Annotated in this window: 16 protein-coding genes; 4 read left to right on the plus strand and 12 right to left on the minus strand. The window is 51.2% G+C overall.

Annotated elements, in window-relative coordinates; genetic code table 11:
- Nucleotides 1-145 precede the first annotated feature (145 nt).
- On the minus strand, nucleotides 146-1129 hold the full coding sequence (locus CEK71_RS00620; RefSeq protein WP_088617569.1) for a PstS family phosphate ABC transporter substrate-binding protein: 984 nt from the start codon (nucleotides 1127-1129) through the stop codon (nucleotides 146-148).
- A 354-nt stretch (nucleotides 1130-1483) separates the two neighbouring features.
- Between CEK71_RS00620 and CEK71_RS00625 the strand changes: the two genes are divergently transcribed.
- Entirely contained in the window at nucleotides 1484-1843 is a 360-nt protein-coding gene (locus tag CEK71_RS00625; protein WP_088621446.1) for an FUN14 domain-containing protein, read from the plus strand.
- 3 nt (nucleotides 1844-1846) lie between these two features.
- Here the strand turns inward: CEK71_RS00625 and rho are convergent, their stop codons facing one another.
- Complete coding sequence (rho, locus tag CEK71_RS00630; protein ID WP_088617570.1) at nucleotides 1847-3103, minus strand: transcription termination factor Rho; 1257 nt, start codon at nucleotides 3101-3103, stop codon at nucleotides 1847-1849.
- Nucleotides 3104-3298: 195 nt separating this feature from the next.
- Nucleotides 3299-3625: a thioredoxin TrxA gene (gene trxA / locus CEK71_RS00635; RefSeq protein ID WP_088617571.1), complete on the minus strand. Its 327-nt coding sequence runs from the start codon at nucleotides 3623-3625 to the stop codon at nucleotides 3299-3301.
- Between the two features lie 134 nt (nucleotides 3626-3759).
- On the opposite strand from trxA, the gene CEK71_RS00640 reads away from it, so the two are divergent.
- Nucleotides 3760-5136 carry a DEAD/DEAH box helicase gene (locus CEK71_RS00640; protein ID WP_088617572.1) on the plus strand — a complete coding sequence of 459 codons (1377 nt, stop codon included), beginning with the start codon at nucleotides 3760-3762 and terminating at the stop codon, nucleotides 5134-5136.
- On the opposite strand, the gene yrfG is transcribed toward CEK71_RS00640, so the two are convergent.
- Complete coding sequence (gene yrfG / locus CEK71_RS00645) at nucleotides 5099-5755, minus strand: GMP/IMP nucleotidase (RefSeq protein WP_088617573.1); 657 nt, start codon at nucleotides 5753-5755, stop codon at nucleotides 5099-5101. The two genes, CEK71_RS00640 and yrfG, sit on opposite strands and share 38 nt — an antisense overlap.
- A gap of 43 nt (nucleotides 5756-5798) precedes the next feature.
- Between yrfG and nudE the strand changes: the two genes are divergently transcribed.
- Nucleotides 5799-6353 (plus strand): ADP compounds hydrolase NudE, encoded by a 555-nt coding sequence (gene nudE, locus CEK71_RS00650; protein WP_088621447.1) that lies wholly within the window; start codon nucleotides 5799-5801, stop codon nucleotides 6351-6353.
- Between the two features lie 300 nt (nucleotides 6354-6653).
- Nucleotides 6654-6830 carry a hypothetical protein gene (locus CEK71_RS22350; protein WP_157678895.1) on the plus strand — a complete coding sequence of 59 codons (177 nt, stop codon included), beginning with the start codon at nucleotides 6654-6656 and terminating at the stop codon, nucleotides 6828-6830.
- 331 nt (nucleotides 6831-7161) lie between these two features.
- Here CEK71_RS22350 and CEK71_RS00655 read toward each other — a convergent pair whose 3' ends face one another.
- The 8 genes from CEK71_RS00655 to CEK71_RS00690 all read right to left on the minus strand — a co-directional run bounded on the left by CEK71_RS00655 (nucleotide 7162) and on the right by CEK71_RS00690 (nucleotide 15662).
- Nucleotides 7162-7935, minus strand: a complete 774-nt coding sequence (locus CEK71_RS00655) for a zinc ribbon domain-containing protein (RefSeq protein WP_088617574.1) — start codon at nucleotides 7933-7935, stop codon at nucleotides 7162-7164.
- A gap of 7 nt (nucleotides 7936-7942) precedes the next feature.
- Nucleotides 7943-8677: an OmpH family outer membrane protein gene (locus CEK71_RS00660; RefSeq protein WP_088617575.1), complete on the minus strand. Its 735-nt coding sequence runs from the start codon at nucleotides 8675-8677 to the stop codon at nucleotides 7943-7945.
- Nucleotides 8678-8778: 101 nt separating this feature from the next.
- Nucleotides 8779-9168 (minus strand): tautomerase family protein, encoded by a 390-nt coding sequence (locus CEK71_RS00665; RefSeq protein WP_088617576.1) that lies wholly within the window; start codon nucleotides 9166-9168, stop codon nucleotides 8779-8781.
- Between the two features lie 196 nt (nucleotides 9169-9364).
- Complete coding sequence (locus CEK71_RS00670) at nucleotides 9365-9595, minus strand: hypothetical protein (protein ID WP_088617577.1); 231 nt, start codon at nucleotides 9593-9595, stop codon at nucleotides 9365-9367.
- Nucleotides 9596-9676: 81 nt separating this feature from the next.
- Nucleotides 9677-10003: a P-II family nitrogen regulator gene (locus tag CEK71_RS00675; protein ID WP_088617578.1), complete on the minus strand. Its 327-nt coding sequence runs from the start codon at nucleotides 10001-10003 to the stop codon at nucleotides 9677-9679.
- 9 nt (nucleotides 10004-10012) lie between these two features.
- Nucleotides 10013-13081, minus strand: coding sequence for an efflux RND transporter permease subunit (locus CEK71_RS00680; protein WP_088617579.1), 3069 nt, complete (start codon nucleotides 13079-13081; stop codon nucleotides 10013-10015).
- A gap of 21 nt (nucleotides 13082-13102) precedes the next feature.
- Nucleotides 13103-14266, minus strand: a complete 1164-nt coding sequence (locus CEK71_RS00685; RefSeq protein ID WP_088621448.1) for an efflux RND transporter periplasmic adaptor subunit — start codon at nucleotides 14264-14266, stop codon at nucleotides 13103-13105.
- 55 nt (nucleotides 14267-14321) lie between these two features.
- Nucleotides 14322-15662 (minus strand): TolC family protein, encoded by a 1341-nt coding sequence (locus CEK71_RS00690; protein ID WP_088617580.1) that lies wholly within the window; start codon nucleotides 15660-15662, stop codon nucleotides 14322-14324.
- Nucleotides 15663-16830: the final 1168 nt, after the last annotated feature.

Consider the following 16830-nt stretch of genomic DNA (forward strand, 5'->3'; position numbering starts at 1 on the left):
GCTGGTGCTTTGGCGATACAAAGCCCAGCCATCTTCGATAACAAGTCGCGGCTATCCTTTCAATAACCCTTGGCAACCCCTTTAAAGGGACTGCCAATGCTATCGGCTTTTAAAGCATCTGCCTATTATAAGCCATAGCGGACAATTATTTTAAGGTTGCCAGCACCTTTTTAATAACTTTTGCGGGTAAAGGGATGTAACCGTCTTTAATGACGATCTCTTGGCCAGTTTTAGACAACACCATTTTGATAAATTCGTTTTCCAGCGGTGCTAAGGGCTGGTTAGGTTTTTTGTTGACATAAACATACAAATAACGCGCTAAGGGATATTTACCTGCCAACGCGTTTTCAGGCGTGGCGGCAACAAAGCCTTTCGCGCCTTTTTTCGCCAACGGCACGGCTTTAATGCCCGATGTGACATAGCCTAAACCCGAATAGCCGATGCCGTTAATTGACGTGGACACCGATTGCACAACCGAAGCGGAACCAGGCTGCTCATTAACGTTACTTTTAAAGTCACCCTTACAGAGCGCGTGTTCTTTAAAATAACCATAAGTGCCGGATACTGAGTTACGTCCATATAACTGGATGCTTTTGTCCTTCCAACTCGCCACGCCAACATCACCCCACGCACTGATATCAGTGGCATAGCCGCATTTACGGGTTGAGGAAAAAATCGCATCCACCTGCTCTACAGACAAACCTTTGATGGGGTTATCTTTATTGACGAACACCGCCAAGGCATCAACCGCCACAGGAACCATTGTAGGTTTGTAACCGTATTTCGCTTCAAACGCGTGCAACTCCTCATCTTTCATTTCACGGCTCATCGGCCCCAGATTAGCCGTGCCTTCTGTCAACGCTGGCGGTGCGGTTGACGAACCCGCTGCTTGGATTTGGATGTTGACATTCGGGTAAAAGCGGTTAAAAGCTTCCGCCCATAAAGTCATTTGGTTCGCCAAGGTATCGGAGCCGACACTGGACAAATTACCGGCAACACCACTGGCTTTTTCGTATTCGGGGACACCAGACTCGACCGTTTGCACAGCTTGGCCGACCGCACTGGCCGCCAACAAAGACACAAAGCTCATTGCCAACAATAGCGGCTTAGTTTTAAAAGATAAATTCATTATCGGCTCTCAACAATAGGTAATGGATGCAATTTAGACACTAATACCTGCCCAGCATATTGATTTTATATGACAACAATATGACTATAGCATGTAGTTTCATGATTGCCTCCCATTTGCCGGATTCTTGCGAAGCCATACCGGTCAGAAAAGCCGAGGCGGGATAAGAGATAGCTTATTATTTTTCAGAAAGTTGTTTTTTGCGGCCTACCCTAGCCTAACAAGTCCGGCCACTATAAAACGCCAGGTGTTTAACTTATCGGCAACTTACTATAAGATGTGGGGTCTAAGGGTCATCCTGCCAAGGATAAGCCCAGTACATTGCCCCAACCCCCTAACCTATCCGCTTTGACCATGACGACCACCAGCACCCTTATCCCCTCCACAGGCCCAGTAACCCCAGATTTTTTCTCTTCGGCGTTTTTAATGAACAATGTCGGCGCACCGTTTGTCATCGGTATGGCAGTCGGCTATTTTGCCAAAAAAATGCTCCGCATGACCTTATTTCTGTCAGGTGCGGCTATTGTGATGTTGTTTGCTGCGGAATACTACGGGGTGGTCAATATCAGCGATACGGATTTGCAACAGGCCGCCAGCTCGGCAACCAATGCCGCCAAATCATCGGGCGATTTTTTAGTGCATCGCTTATCGAGCATCACCAGCAAAGGCGCCAGTGGCGCGGCGGGATTCTTTGCTGGCTTTAAACTGGGCTAAACCTTAACGCTTCATCGAGTCAAAAAACTCGGCATTGGTCATAAAATCCTTCAATTTGCCGATCAAAAACTCCGATGCGGCCGTTTCGTCCATAGGCTGGAGAATTTTGCGCAAAATCCAAGTTTTTTGCAAGGTGTCAGGATCAACCAAATACTCTTCGCGCCGGGTACCTGAACGGTTAATGTTAATCGCCGGATAAATGCGTTTTTCGGCGATTTTACGGTCCAGATGCAACTCCATATTACCCGTACCCTTAAACTCTTCGTAAATGACCTCGTCCATTCTGGAACCGGTATCGACCAGCGCCGTGGCGATAATGGTCAAACTGCCACCTTCCTCGATATTACGCGCCGCCCCGAAAAAGCGTTTCGGTTTTTCTAAAGCATTGGCATCGACACCGCCCGTCAAAATCTTACCCGATGACGGCACGACGGTATTGTACGCGCGGGCCAAACGGGTGATGGAGTCTAACAAAATGACCACATCGTGTTTATGCTCAACCAAACGGCGGGCTTTTTCGATAACCATTTCGGCCACCTGGACGTGGCGCACAGCAGGCTCGTCAAAGGTACTGGAAATGACTTCGCCGCGCACACAACGCTCCATTTCCGTGACCTCTTCAGGACGTTCGTCAATCAGCAGCACAATCAGGTAACATTCGGGATTCTGTTCGGCAATGGCCTGCGCCAAGCTTTGCAGGATCATGGTCTTACCCGCTTTCGGCGGCGACACAATCAGGCCACGCTGACCCTTACCAATCGGGGCGATCAGGTCGATAATACGTCCGGTCAAATCTTCGCTGGTACCGTTACCCTGCTCAAGCACAAAACGCTCTTTGGCAAACAAAGGCGTGAGGTTAGAAAAGTAAATTTTGTTCTTCGTGTTTTCGGGCGGCTCAAAATTGATTTGCTCCACCTTCAGCATGGCAAAATAACGTTCGTTATCTTTAGGGGGACGGATCTTACCGCTGATGGTATCGCCCGTCTTTAAGGAAAACCGCCGGATTTGGCTGGGGGAAACGTAAATGTCATCGGGGCCGGCAAGATAGGAGCAACCTGGAGTCCGTAAAAACCCAAAACCATCTTGTAAAATTTCCAGAACGCCGTCGCCATAAATATCGTCGCCTGCTTTTGCCTGTTTTTTAAGGATGGCAAAAATTAAATCCTGTTTGCGTGACCTGGCGACACTTTCCAGTCCCAAAGACTCGGCGATGTCTATAACTTCACTGATTTGCTTAAGCTTTAACTCGGTAAGATTCATAAAAAAAGATGACCCGAAGGGAAGCTGCCAGGACTATTGCGCCTAACTGCTTGAGTAGAATGGATTGAATGATAATTCAGGGGTGTAACTATCGGATGATGTGATTGAGTGCGCGTGACCACCGCACGGGGTAAGTATAACTGATGCACTCAGACCCGTCCAACCTTTTGTGACAGATCTGAGTCAAGAGACAAACTAGATGTTATTATCGAGAAATTTGGCCAGCTCTGATTTGCTCAAAGCACCCACTTTAGTCGCTTCCACCTCGCCTTCATTAAACAACATAAGCGTTGGGATACCACGCACACCGTAACGTTGTGGAGTCAGCGGATTTTCGTCTATATTGATTTTTACCACTGTCAACTTACCTTTGTACTCTTCGGCAATGGCATCAAGAACCGGAGCAATCATTTTGCAAGGGCCGCACCATTCCGCCCAATAATCGACCAGCACAGGGCCTGCGGCTTTAAGAACCGTATCGTTAAATTCACTATCACTTACATGAAGGACTGAGTCACTCACACTAATTCTCCAACAAATAAAAGGTAAAACTATAGGGGGCTTAGCAACGCGAGTCAATCAATTTTTAGGCAATACCTCTGACAACAGCAACGCGGTATTTTAACCTGAGCAGTTTTTAAGTTATCCTATAGCACATGAAACAGACACATCTTACCGAAACCCGCTTTAATAACCTGGAATTATCCGACAGCATTTTGCGTAGCCTCAACGAGGCCGGCTTTACATTCTGCTCGCCCATCCAAGATAAAGCCCTGCCCTTACTGCTGCGCGATAAGGACATTGCCGGCCAAGCGCAAACCGGTACCGGCAAAACCGCGACCTTTTTACTGGCGCTGTTCCAGCACCTGCTTAATGACGGGCAAGCGGAGCCTGACGATGAAGAGGACGATGACGAATATGGCGACGATGACGGCCACACCCACGCCAAAATCATCGCCCCACGCGCCAGCACGCCCCCAAAAACCAAGCAGAATCCCCGCGCCCTTGTGTTGGCACCGACCCGCGAGTTGGCGATCCAAATCCATAAAGACGCGCTCTTGCTCAGCAAGCATCTGGATTTAAAATTCGCGCTGGTCTACGGCGGCACCGACTACGAAAAGCAGCGCGAAAAGATCAAGTCCAATGTCGACATCATCATCGGCACACCCGGACGCGTCATTGATTTTTACAAACAAAAAATCTTCTCGCTCGACCATATCAAAGCCACCGTCATGGACGAGGCCGACCGGATGTTTGACTTAGGCTTCATCAAAGACATCCGCTATTTGCTCCACCGGATGCCGCCGCCCGACCAACGCCTGAACATGCTGTTTTCCGCCACCCTGTCCTATAAAGTGACCGAATTGGCTTACGAACACATGAACAATCCGGTGCTGATCCGCATCGAAAGCGAAGAAGTCACCTCCAAGGCCATCGCCCAAAGCGCGTTCTGCCCCTCTAACGAGCAAAAGCTGCCGTTGCTGATCGGCATCCTTAACCAATACCAGCCCTTGCGGAGCATTATTTTCGTCAACACCAAACGGTGCGCCGAGCAATTGGACGACACGCTTAACGCCAATGGCTACAAAACCGCCGCCTTAAGCGGTGACGTGCCGCAAGACAAACGCCAACGCCTGCTAAACGACTTCCAAGAAAACCGCATCACCCTACTGATCGCCACCGATGTCGCCGCCCGCGGCCTGCATATCGCCGACGTTTCGCACGTTTTTAATTACGACTTGCCGCAAGATGTCGAAGATTATGTCCATAGGATAGGCCGCACCGCCCGCTTTGGCGCCAGCGGCGAAGCCATCAGCTTTGTCTGCGAGCAGTACGCCTATTCCATGCCCGACATTGAAAGCTATATCGGACAAAAAATCCCCGTCAAGGCCATTACCAAAGACTTGCTGGCAGAGATTATCATCCCCCCGAAAAGGCCGCGCCCGCCCCGCCCGAACGGCGACCGGAGCAAGCGCAGTAGCAAACCGTACCCGCCTAAAGCCCCACCAACAACTCCCGAAAATCCTCAATAGCCGGAAACCCGGCAATAGCGCGTTTAGGCTGGCGGCTATCGGGCTTGGCGACCGCGACCACTTGGCCGATACCAAACTGCCGCGCCGCCGCCAACACGGCCAGATTATCGTCAACCATCAGCGCCGCCTGCTTGGCAAACGGCTGCTGTTGCTGAAACAGCGGCCAAAATTCCGGCTGCTCTTTCGCAAAGCCCAGATCATGGGAGCAGATAATGCCGTCAAAAAAAGGCCGCAAACTGGTTTGCGCCATTTTAATGTCCAACCCGTCACGGTGGGCATTGGTCACCAAAAACACCTGCTTTGCCGAACCGCGCAACACCGTCAAAAACTCCACCACATGCGGCAACACGCTAATCAGCCCTGCCAGTTCCGCTTTCAGCCCGGCAATGTCCAACTGCAAGGCCTGCGTCCAATAATCCAGACAATACCACTCCAAACGCCCTTCCATGCTTTTAAACTGCGGGATCAGCCGCTCCTTAGCTGCCGCTAACGTCAAGCCATGCCGCTCGGCATAACGTTGCGGCACAAATTCCTTCCAAAAGTGGTTATCGAAATTCAAATCCAGTAAAGTACCGTCCATATCCAAAAGAACCGTATCAATTTTATTCCAATCTATCATAAGAGTGCGTTATAGTGAGGTGACTGACTTGAAAATTATCCCGATGGCAGAAAAACCGACTATCCTAACCCAAACCACTGTTGCCAAAAGCCGCTTGTTCAGGATTGAAGCTCTGGAAATACAGTTTAGCAACGGCGAGTTACGCCATTATGAACGCCTGGCACGGGGCGGTTCTAACGGCGCGGTCTTGGTCGTGCCGATGCAAGACCCCGATACTGTGCTGCTGATCCGCGAATATTCGGCGGGCACCCACCGCTACGAGCTGGGTTTGCCGAAAGGCAAAGTCGATGCGGGCGAATCCTTTTTTGAAGCCGCCAACCGTGAACTGAAAGAAGAAATCGGCTTCGGCGCCAAACGCCTGTACCATCTAAGCACCTTTTCCCTAGCCCCGTCTTATTTGGAACATACCACCGAAATCATCCTCGCCCAAGACCTCTACCCCGAAAAACTGCTCGGCGACGAACCGGAAGAACTGGAAGTGGTGGCTTGGCAATTGGCGGATATTAACACGCTTTTGGCGACAGGCGAATGCACCGAAGCCCGCTCCATCGCCGCATTATTTATGGCACGCGAATATTTGGCAAGCCTTGCCCAATAACCCCTACCCTGCAAAATATGGCGGCGACCCCAAAGCGCTGTGCGCAAAAAGCGTCCCTAGGCTTACGCCAATCATCGCCCCTACGCGGCCCGTGCTGTTGATATGAGCCTATACCGTCGGTTTATTGCAACCAATCACCGCCCCGCCCTTTACCAAGCCCCAGCCAACAAGGCTTCAGCCCTTGATTTTACTGAGTTTGCAACTTAAAAAGCCATGGCACGAAACTCGCTTACTGTTTATCAGCTACTGCATCACTAAGTAGCCATCGGGCTTATCCCATCTCTTTATGAGGACTACATCATGATTAAACATATCCATAAATTGGCGCGTTACACCGCATTAATTTTAATTTCAGCCTCCCCCATGCCTTTTGACGATGCTTACGCAGAAACCAGCGAACAGCCAATCGCCGCCGCCGAATTGGCGTTAGACGAAACCCCGGCCAACCACAAACCCAAAAGCCAAGATAGCGAATAAGCCCTTTCCGAAGCCTGCCGCAGTCGGCCAGCTCATGACAGGCTCCGGCAAGCTGTCTGCCGCAGTGGCGGCAATACGCCGATCATAATTCCCTCTGTTTAAAAGGGCGGAAACGGTGTCCGCCCGTACACTTAGGTTCCTGATAGCATTCCCACACAGCGTATACCCGCGCACCTACAAGGAAGTAAAGGGCATAAATGGGACGAGAAACGAGATCCCTACTTTTATTTTGTTGAAATTACAGATATAAGTCCATTAAGTTAATGGCGGTAAGAGGGCGAAGCAAAGTGCCGCAAACTGGGCGGTTATCCATGTTTGCAGTATACCGCCGTCATCGCTCTTCCGTTTCCGTCACGCGGTAGTTGTCCTCCTCCTGTTGCAAGAAAGGCAAAAAGTCCAGGGTCTTATAACGGTGTATGTCATAGCCGGAGTCGCCCCCAGCCCAGCCCCAAGGGGTGGACTTATAGCTTATATTCGGTTCCACCCGCCGTTCCACTTTGGGCGGATCGATGCCATTGCCGAAAACAACCAACAGGATGAAGGTGCTGATAGGCCCTAACAGGCCGCCCAGCACCAGCGGGACGGTCAGCAGCCGCCTTAGGCCAGTCTGTTGGCAAGACGCGACCAGATAACAACAGGCAAAATAAACCAGGGGCAAGCCGATAAAATTGGCGGAAAAGCGGACAAAGCTGATGGCGTTGGCGTTGGCCAGCCCATAAACCACCGGCACCATCACCAGCAACGCCCCGTTGGCCATCAGTAATTGCCGATGCACTACCACTGCCGCTTTGCGTCGGATGAGAAAGGCCAAAGGCGGCAGCAACAGGAAGCTGGCCCAAATAAGGTGCGTGGTGTTGGCATGATCCGGCTCGTCCTGTGCGATACACACATAGCTCAATAAGATCAGCGCGGCCAAGAACGCCCCGCCACGGCCCAGCAAAGACCACGGCCTATCGGCGTTATCCTCCCCCGCCCCGTTGTCGGCCTGCCCGTCTTGCGCCGCCGTGCCGATGGCTGTCTTGTCCTGCACCGCCGCGCAGTGCGGGCAAGTGGTGGCGGTTTCGTCAACTTGGCCGCCACAGTGGCGGCAATAGAGCATCGTCATAGTGTTTTTAGGGTGGGGATGGGTTGCCGCCCGTGGCTGGCTTGTTGGCCACAGGCGGGGCGGGGGTTATCAGCGGCTGTTTGCCAATAAAGTCCAGCAGGTCGGCGGTGACATTCAAGACGATTTTATTGCGGTTGAACAGCACATTACGTTCGCCGCTCTCAATAATTAGCTGATAGCCGTGCGCTTGCGCATAAGTGTCGAGCAGTTGGGTGAGGGTACTTTCGGTGTTTTGCCGCAACGTCTGCTCGCGTTGGCTGTACTCCCGTTCCTGCTCAAAATAGTAGGTATGCTGCTTGCTTTGTAAATCGTTGAGTAGCGGGTCAGTGGTGATTTTTCGCAAACAGGCCCTATAATCGGGGTCATCGTAGTCAATGGGATTGCTTGGCGAATAATCGAGCCGGGTCGGTGGCTTGCTAGGGGGCTGGCCAGATTTGGCCGGCCCCTGTTTATGGACTTTGTCCCACGCCTCATAGCATTGGAGCCTAAGATCCAGTTCCAAGTGCTCAATTTGCTTATTGAGAAACTGCCGCTCGTTACTCATTTCTTTATACTGTTTTTTCCCCAATTCAATGGCGGGATCGGCGCGGGTCAAGGCGGCGGTGACCGCTTGAGTCAATGTGTACTTATCCGCGACCACCCATTTTATCTCGGCGGGCGCGGGGGCAGGGGGTGAGGATTGTAGTGCATCACAGCCTGCAAGCAGGATGAAGAGCAAACTGGCGGCAGTTTTTTGGGGCATAGCGGACTCCTAGGGCAGAGTGGGCTTGGCTATCTAGAGTATAGGCCGTAATTAACAAACACTATCAGGCAGAATAGGCAACGCCGCCGTCGAGCGAGCCATCAGACGTTGATGTCATAGTTAAGCGTGACTTCATCGCCGTGCAGCCCCCGAAAGCCCCAATTACAGGCCGGGCTTTCATACAGGCAAATCTCTATGTCCATAACATCAATGCCCAGTTGCGCGTTGATGCGGTCGAACAACAGGCGGATCAGACGCTTGCGCGTCGCCACGCTGCGTCCGGTTATCAGCGAGATTTCAATGATAGTATAGGCATCCGACCTGCCGCCCGGCATGAGGAAGTCTTCAGGCACTAAGGGAAAAAACCGCTGCGCCCGTTTGTCGGCGGGCATACCCAACGCGTCCATCACACAGGAATGGATTATCTCGGATAAGAGCTGTTTGATGGGATTGAGTTTTTCAGCTAGGCCATAAATTTTTACTTGTGCCATTGGGTTGCCAGTGTGGTTTGTGGGGTAAAATAAGAGAGGGTAAGCGTGGCTAGAAAGCCCCCCGGCTATCTACCTTTGTAAAAGCAGCCAATACCGTTGGGATAAGCACATTGTCGCCGTCAATAAACAATGCAGTTGAATCAAACAACCCGAACCGAATTTGCTTATCGTCATCAGAACAATCCAAATCATAAAATCATTGCGTAGGATCTTGGGCAATGCCAATCAGGCTTTCTGCTTCAATTTCAACAATATCTTCAGCGATAACATCGTCTTCGAGAGTGCAAATAGCCAAGCCATAACCGCGTACCTTAGCTACGCGCCAAATGGCTTTTGATGGGCCGTAAATGACCGCAACGATTGTCTGTAGTAACGGTAATAGAGGGAAGCGTTGGCTATCTGCCGTTACGTCGTATATAAAATACATTAGCGATTATTTTTAGCGTCAAATACTATCATAACAACTGAGGATGAGCTATAAGTGCGAATAAAAATCCAGCCCCCCCCCCTACCCCAAATCAACCCGCCTTTCCCCGCTGCTGATACGCCCACCCTCCAACGCTTCAACAATATACACCTTCCCGTCGCCATGTTGGCCGCTACACGCCACCGTCATGATGGTGGTAAAAATAAGCTCCACCAAACTGTCGGGGGCAAATATCTCCAGACGCTTTTTCGGCATAAACGGACGGTAATCTTGGACATGCTGGGTACGTTCGCGCCCAAACCCCTGGCAATCGATCACCGTCATACCCGGAAAGCCCGGAATGTCCATTAACGCCGTCGTAACGCTATTGAGCTTATTGGGCTGGATAAAGGCGCGGATCTCTTTCATAATTCCTCGTTAAGGTTCATCAGCTTCGGCGAAATAGCGGTACAGGGCAGGCAACAGCGTCAAGGTCAGCACGGTGGCGGTCAACAGGCCGCCGATAATGACCACGGCAAACGGTTTCGCCGTTTCCGAGCCGACACTGGTGGACAGCGCCGCCGGAAACAGCCCTAACATCGCCATCATGGCGGTCATGACCACCGGCCTGAGACGGCTGACCGAGCCGTTGACAATGGCATCGTGCAGCGACTGCCCTTCCCTACGCAGTTTATTCAATTGTGAGACTAAAATCACGCCATTTTGGACGGCGATACCGAATAGGGCGATAAAACCGACCGCCGCCGAAACGCTTAGGTTAATATGGGTCAGCAATAAGATCAGGATACCGCCAATCATGGCAAAAGGCACGTTCATGACAATCAGCAGGGCGTTTTTAATCGACATAAACGCCCAGAACAGCAGCACAAAAATTAAGCCCAAACTAATCGGCACAATAATCGCCAAGCGCTTCATGGCGCGTTGCTGGTTTTCAAACTGCCCGCTCCAGACAATACGGTAGCCGGGCGGCAAGTCCACTTGCGCGGCGACTTTTTGCTGGGCTTCGGCGACAAAACTGCCTTGGTCGCGGTTGATCAGATTACACTTGATGGCAATCCGGCGCATATTGTCTTCGCGGCTGATCCGTGACGCACCTTGATTGACCCTAACCGTCGCCAATTCCGATAACGGGATCAACTGGCCTGTCGGCGTCTTTACGGTCAATGCCTCCAAGCCAGCGACCGAATTACGCGCACTTTCCTCATAACGCAAGGTAATGTCAAAGCGCCGCTCGCCTTCCAAAAACTTCGAAGCCGCCCGCCCGCCCATGCCTATATCCATCACCTGCTCGACATCGGCAATATTGATGCCGTAACGGGACACTTTGGCACGGTCAATATCGACAATGACTTGCGCCAAACCCGCTTGCTGCTCGGCGGCAACATCGGTCGCGCCTTTAATGCCCGCCAAAATATGCGTGACCTGATCAGCCCTGTCCTGAAGCGTCGCCAAATCCGCGCCGAATATCTTAATGGCAATTTCCCCCTTTACCCCAGAAATGGCCTCTTCGACATTATCTTGGATCACTTGGGAAAAATTGGTCAAGATGCCGGGGAAAATCTCCAGTTCTTTATTCATGGCTTGGACTAATTGGTCTTTGCTCTTATACCGCCAAGTGTCTTTAGGCTTAAGATCAATCAGCACTTCCAAATTATTAAAGCCCTTAGGATCAGTACCGTCTTCTGGGCGGCCTAGCTGGGTCAGCACAGTTTTAGCTTCGGAAAATGCCGCCAATTTTGCGCGGATTTCTTCCTCAAAACGTTTGGAAGCCGCCAGCGAAACCGGTGTGGGCAACGTCACTGTCAACCAAACATTGCCCTCGTCCAATTTGGGCATAAATTCAGTACCGATATAGCGTACCGACATAAAACTCAGCACTAAGGCTGCTACCGCCGAGAAAAATACCAGCCGTGAATGCCTAAGCACCCCTTCAAGGATACGCCGATAATGGCGTTCCATCACCGCCACCAACGGATTATGGGTTTCCGCGAGTTTAGGGCCCAGCAAATAGGTCAGCATGGCGGGGACAAAGGTCAAACTAAACAGCATTGACGCGACCAACGCAAAACTGAGTGTATAGGCCATCGGCGAGAAAATTTTCGCCTCCACTTGCTGGAAGGTAAAAATCGGTAAAAAAGCGATGATAATAATAGCCTTGGAAAACAAAATGGGGCGGCCCATTTCGGTCGCCGTATTTAACAAGGTTTGCCGCAAATGGCGGATGTCGGCCTTACGGTGCAAATCCAGCGTCACCTGCACCATCACCGCTTCGACCAAGACCACGGCACTATCGACGATAATCCCGAAGTCGATAGCACCCAGCGAAATCAGGTTGGCGGAAATGCCGCCCAAATCCACCAGAATGAACGCAAACAGCAAGGAGATGGGGATAATCAAGGTGACTAAGAAAGCCGCCAGAAAGCGCCGCAGGAACACCAATAAGATAATCAGAATCAGTGCCGCACCTTCAAGCATATTGTGCATGACCGTATGCACGGTATGGCCGACCAGTTCGGTGCGGTCATAGATGGGCGTGATTTTAACCCCCGGCGGCAAGCCAAAGGTGTTCAGTTCGTTAATCTTCTCCTTCACCCCCGCCAACACATTAACGGCATCACGCCCTTTTATCAGCAACACAGTGCCTTCCACCACATCGTCACGCTGGTTCATGCCGACAATACCCGTCCTAGGTTGCGGGCCGACGCTGATGTCGGCAACATCCTTAATGCGGACTGGCACACCGTCATTGGTGACAATGACAATTTCGCCAATTTCCTCTGCCGACTTTAACAGCCCTGTACCGCGCACCACTAAGGCCTCGTCGCCGTGTTCGATATACCCGCCGCCAGTATTGGTGTTATTGGCGGCAATGGCGGCAAAGACCTGCCCTAATTCGATGCGGTAATTTTTCAAACGTTCAGGTTTGGCGGCAACCTTATATTCCTTAACGCCGCCGCCATAAGAGACCACATCGGCCACCCCTTGCACAGTGCGTATTCGGGGTTCTATCACCCAATCCTGAAGCGCCCGCTGCTCGACTAACGGCAAATGCTTGGCATCAATGACATAGCGGTAGATTTCGCCGACCCCCGTCGATAACGGCCCTAACTGCGGGCTGGTGCTGTCGGGTATGTCGGCGTTTTGTAACTTCTCTAAGACCTGTTGTCTGGAAAAATAATCTTCGGCCTTATCGTCAAAGGTCAACGTCACGACCGACAAGCCAAAAATGGATACCGAACGCATATTCATCAAATGCGGCAGACCGTTCATGACCCGCTCAATCGGCAAGGACACTTGCTTTTCGACCTCCTCCGGGGCTTGTCCGGGATATTGGGTCACTACTTGGACAAAAACGTTTTGCACATCAGGAAATGCCTGTACGGGCAAATTTTCAAAGGCGATAATCCCTGAGATAATAATCGCTATGGTCGTGCCGATCACCATCAAACGCTGCTGTAAGCAAAACGCGATAATATGTTCAATCATGTGGCTCTATCCTTTGGGCTGCTATGGGTTGGCGCTATCGGTTTCCAGCTCTTCTTCCGCACTGAGCATCAGTGCGCCTTCCGTCACCAGCAGTTCATCAGGCTGTAAACCTTGGCTAATGACGGCCTTATCTTTTAAGTGCAGACCCATTTTAATAGCCCGTTGTTGATAATGCTCGGCATCCAAGGCAATAAACACATAATCGGTGTCGCCTTCCGTAAACACCGCCGTCAGCGGAATCACCACGGCAAGGTCGTCCGGGCCACTACCGACTTCAATATTGGTATACATGCCCGGCAACAAACGCCCGTCAGGATTGGGCAAATCGCAACGCACCTGGATGCTGCGCGTATCTTCATCCAGCACTTGCCCGATATATTGCACAGTGGCAGGAAACCGCTCACCCGGATAAGCCGGCACCGACACAGATAACTTTTGGCCTAATTTGATTTTGCTCAGATTGACTTCAAAGACCTCCATTAACACGGTCAGTTTTTTAATATCGGAAATCACAAACAGCGGCTTTTCCAAATCAGGCCGCACTTCAGTACCCGGATTAACGTTTTTTTCGACCACAATGCCGGGTACGGGCGAACGCAAGGCAAAATGGCCGTCGGTTTGCTGCTCGTTGATATGCAGGTTTTTCAAACGCTCTTGGGCGCGGCGGGCTTCACTGCTGGCACGGCTTAACTCATCTTGGCTCTGCTCTAATTCTTTGCGGGACACAGCCTTACCTGCATACAGCTCTTGCTGGCGGTTGAAGGCATGGGTTGCGAGCATCAAATCGGCCTGCGCCTTGGCAAAATCTGCCTCGGCATCGGCTACATCAGGGCTGTTCAATTCTAACAACACCGAACCGGCCTGCACCGTCGTCCCCAAGGCCACCGGCGTACCGATAACCCGACCCGCCACCGAAGAGCTGATTCTGGAGGTCAAACTTTCATTGTAGCTAATCTTACCTACCAGCGGCTCCAATAAGGGATGCTCCGACAAGCTTAAGCGGGCGGTTTTGATATAGGCTTTTTTCGGTGAATCCGACGGCAAATAAACTTGCCCCGCGACTTTAGGCCGCTGCGGTGCGGGCGGCGCCTGATCGGCGGGGCCGGAACACCCCACTAACAGCAACCAGCCTAGCAACACCATTAAAACCGCTATTTTTCTGTGCAAATACATTTGATTCATCATATCCATTACTGATATAAACTACGCTGCGAGTGCGGGGCCAAATAACCCCCTGCGATTATTGCTGTCCTAAGGCCGCCTTCTGTCCGCTGGCCTTGTCGTTAGTCGGCTCAACCCCTATGGCTTTCGCCAAATCATAGTAGGCATTGGCGCGGTTAATCAGCGCCGAATAATAATCACGCATCACATTTTTGTAACTGCGCTGGGCTTCGATAAAATCCAGTACGCTGGTCGCCCCCCGGCTATAGGCCAGCTCGGCGCTATTACGCACCACCACCGCATCATTGAGCAATCCGTCTTGAAAGCGGCGGACTATCTTATCGGTACTGTGCCAAGTGGCTAAGGCACCGACCACATCCTGACGGATGCCCAACTCGGTTTGCTCCACTGCCAAACGGCTTTGGCTGAACTGAACAGCGGCCTTATCGGCTTCGCCTTTATATTGATAAAACAAGGGTAACGGCACACTGACCCCGACAAAACCCGAATTTAAGGCATTGTTACTGGGGTCACGCGCATAACCGGCGGTGACGGTCACATCAGGGTACTTTAACCGCCGCGCCAACTCCATTTCTTTATCGGCTTGTTCGGCCCGTAATTTATCCGCTTGCAAATCAGGGCGTTGCTCCAAGGCCTTGGTGATCAGTTGCTCCCTGCTAAGGCTTTGCCCCAAGTCTTTAACGGTCGGCCACTGCTCTTTCGCCTCGAACGACAAACTTTGCTCAGGCCAGCGCAACAGCATGGCTAACTTGGCCTTAGCCTGCTCAACCGCCGTTTGGGCGTTATCCAAATCCGACTCGGCGCGTACCGATTCCATTTTGACCCGCAAAAAATCCGACTCCGAAATATCTCCGCTGTGCAGGCGCAACTGGTTGGCCTTGGCAATGACTTGGTAATGGTCAACAATTTCTTGCGCTAACCAGCGGTTTTTCTGGGTTTGTAATAATTCGTAATACGCATCCCTGACCATATTAGAAAATATCCGCACGGCATCCTGCAAATCACTGGCGGCGGCTTGCGTGGCAAAACCGCTGCTTTGGATGCGCAAGCCCCGTTTACCCGCGACCTCAATTAATTGGCTGAAAGAGAAATACTCGGCAGGCCCGCAAGAAACGCCGGGATTATGGCTGCACCCTGTGGCACTGGCACCATTATTCAGATTACCGCTAAGCTCAGAAAGCTGAAAACTGAAATTAGGGTTGGGAATAGCCGAAGCAATGACGGCATCGGCTTGGGACTGGTCGATATTATATTGCGCGGCAATCAAATCGAGATTGCGTTGGTAGAAAATGGCCAGCACTTCATCTACCGATAGCTCCTTATTTTGCCCATAGGCATCAAAAGCCATAAGGCCATTCAATAACAGCAACAATGCCGTTCTTTTAAAAAAAGTCTTCATAAATCCTAAACCCTGCCAAAACCCTTAACGCCTTAGGTTTCGGGGTAATACACCATCAAATAGGGAATAACTTGGCGAATGGGTAAACAATGCCTTTTAAAGCCTGACACCCTCAGAAGGTATGCCAGCTTCAAAGGCCTTACCCTGCTAATTTATCACATGCCCATCCCTAAGCTCAGTTATCGCCAACCCCGATGCCATCCCATTCCTGGATGATACCAACCCCAACCATAAGTGGGGTGTTGCCGCCAAAGATAACCAGGTCCCGGTATCGGATAAGCCGGTCTCACTACGGCGGCCGGGCGTATCCCGACACCTACAGGCTGTACGGCACATCCCGCCAAAAAAACACTTAAGCCAATGGCTGTTAATAATAATTTCATAAAAGACCTTCCTTAAAAATAAGCAATAAACGCCTAATCTACTCCGGTAAAAACGCCATCAACTATCGCCACCCCCTATGCCAACCCAATCGGGGATGGTACCACCCCCAACCATAACGCGGATGCTGCCGCCAAAGGTAACCGGGGGCGGGAATCGCGTAGGTAGGCCGTACCACAATCACCGGACGAGGGCTAATCACCACTCGGCTATCCGCCCTCAACTGGCTAAGCGCCCTTTGACAACCAGGAGAAAGCTGGGCAAACGGATAAGTGTGCAAACACCGCAACAAACCGTCCCCAACAACTGCCCGGCCACAATGCGCCAGCCTCGCTTCTTCAGCGCAAGCCATCGCCACAACCTGCCTGTCTGCCACGTTACCTGCACGCGCAGACACGGCATAGACCGACGCAACAACCATTAATGCCATTAATAATTTCATACGCACACCCTCACTATTTTGCGAAAACACCATCTAACAAACGCTATAAGCCGACATTATCAAACCGATCAAATAGAGTTGCCGCCGCCAAACTGTTTTCAGCAAAATAGTGTTGATACCGCTATTTTGTCAGGCGCACACAACCCTTTACCCCAATGGCTACACACTGCCCACAGCAATATATAGACCAAAAAAACAATAACTAGAAATCAATTGCTTAAAATTCAAATCAGCCCTTTACGGTTGATATGAACAAAATACCAACCGTTTTGTTGTTCATATCAACAGCCCCATCCATCTGAAAACCATAGCGTCTTGTTTAACGGAAGTTCGCAGGCATAACCC

Origin of the sequence: Methylovulum psychrotolerans, from assembly GCF_002209385.1 — a bacterium.
Classification (GTDB): domain Bacteria; phylum Pseudomonadota; class Gammaproteobacteria; order Methylococcales; family Methylomonadaceae; genus Methylovulum; species Methylovulum psychrotolerans.

Bases quoted from the DNA above. Each gene is read 5' to 3' on its own strand.
- CEK71_RS00620 (WP_088617569.1), bottom strand. From the start codon at position 1,129: ATGAATTTATCTTTTAAAACTAAGCCGCTATTGTTGGCAATGAGCTTT.
- CEK71_RS00625 (WP_088621446.1), top strand. From the start codon at position 1,484: ATGACGACCACCAGCACCCTTATCCCCTCCACAGGCCCAGTAACCCCA.
- rho (WP_088617570.1), bottom strand. From the start codon at position 3,103: ATGAATCTTACCGAGTTAAAGCTTAAGCAAATCAGTGAAGTTATAGAC.
- CEK71_RS00640 (WP_088617572.1), top strand. From the start codon at position 3,760: ATGAAACAGACACATCTTACCGAAACCCGCTTTAATAACCTGGAATTA.
- yrfG (WP_088617573.1), bottom strand. From the start codon at position 5,755: ATGATAGATTGGAATAAAATTGATACGGTTCTTTTGGATATGGACGGT.
- nudE (WP_088621447.1), top strand. From the start codon at position 5,799: ATGGCAGAAAAACCGACTATCCTAACCCAAACCACTGTTGCCAAAAGC.
- CEK71_RS22350 (WP_157678895.1), top strand. From the start codon at position 6,654: ATGATTAAACATATCCATAAATTGGCGCGTTACACCGCATTAATTTTA.
- CEK71_RS00655 (WP_088617574.1), bottom strand. From the start codon at position 7,935: ATGACGATGCTCTATTGCCGCCACTGTGGCGGCCAAGTTGACGAAACC.
- CEK71_RS00660 (WP_088617575.1), bottom strand. From the start codon at position 8,677: ATGCCCCAAAAAACTGCCGCCAGTTTGCTCTTCATCCTGCTTGCAGGC.
- CEK71_RS00665 (WP_088617576.1), bottom strand. From the start codon at position 9,168: ATGGCACAAGTAAAAATTTATGGCCTAGCTGAAAAACTCAATCCCATC.
- CEK71_RS00670 (WP_088617577.1), bottom strand. From the start codon at position 9,595: ATGTATTTTATATACGACGTAACGGCAGATAGCCAACGCTTCCCTCTA.
- CEK71_RS00675 (WP_088617578.1), bottom strand. From the start codon at position 10,003: ATGAAAGAGATCCGCGCCTTTATCCAGCCCAATAAGCTCAATAGCGTT.
- CEK71_RS00680 (WP_088617579.1), bottom strand. From the start codon at position 13,081: ATGATTGAACATATTATCGCGTTTTGCTTACAGCAGCGTTTGATGGTG.
- CEK71_RS00685 (WP_088621448.1), bottom strand. From the start codon at position 14,266: ATGATGAATCAAATGTATTTGCACAGAAAAATAGCGGTTTTAATGGTG.
- CEK71_RS00690 (WP_088617580.1), bottom strand. From the start codon at position 15,662: ATGAAGACTTTTTTTAAAAGAACGGCATTGTTGCTGTTATTGAATGGC.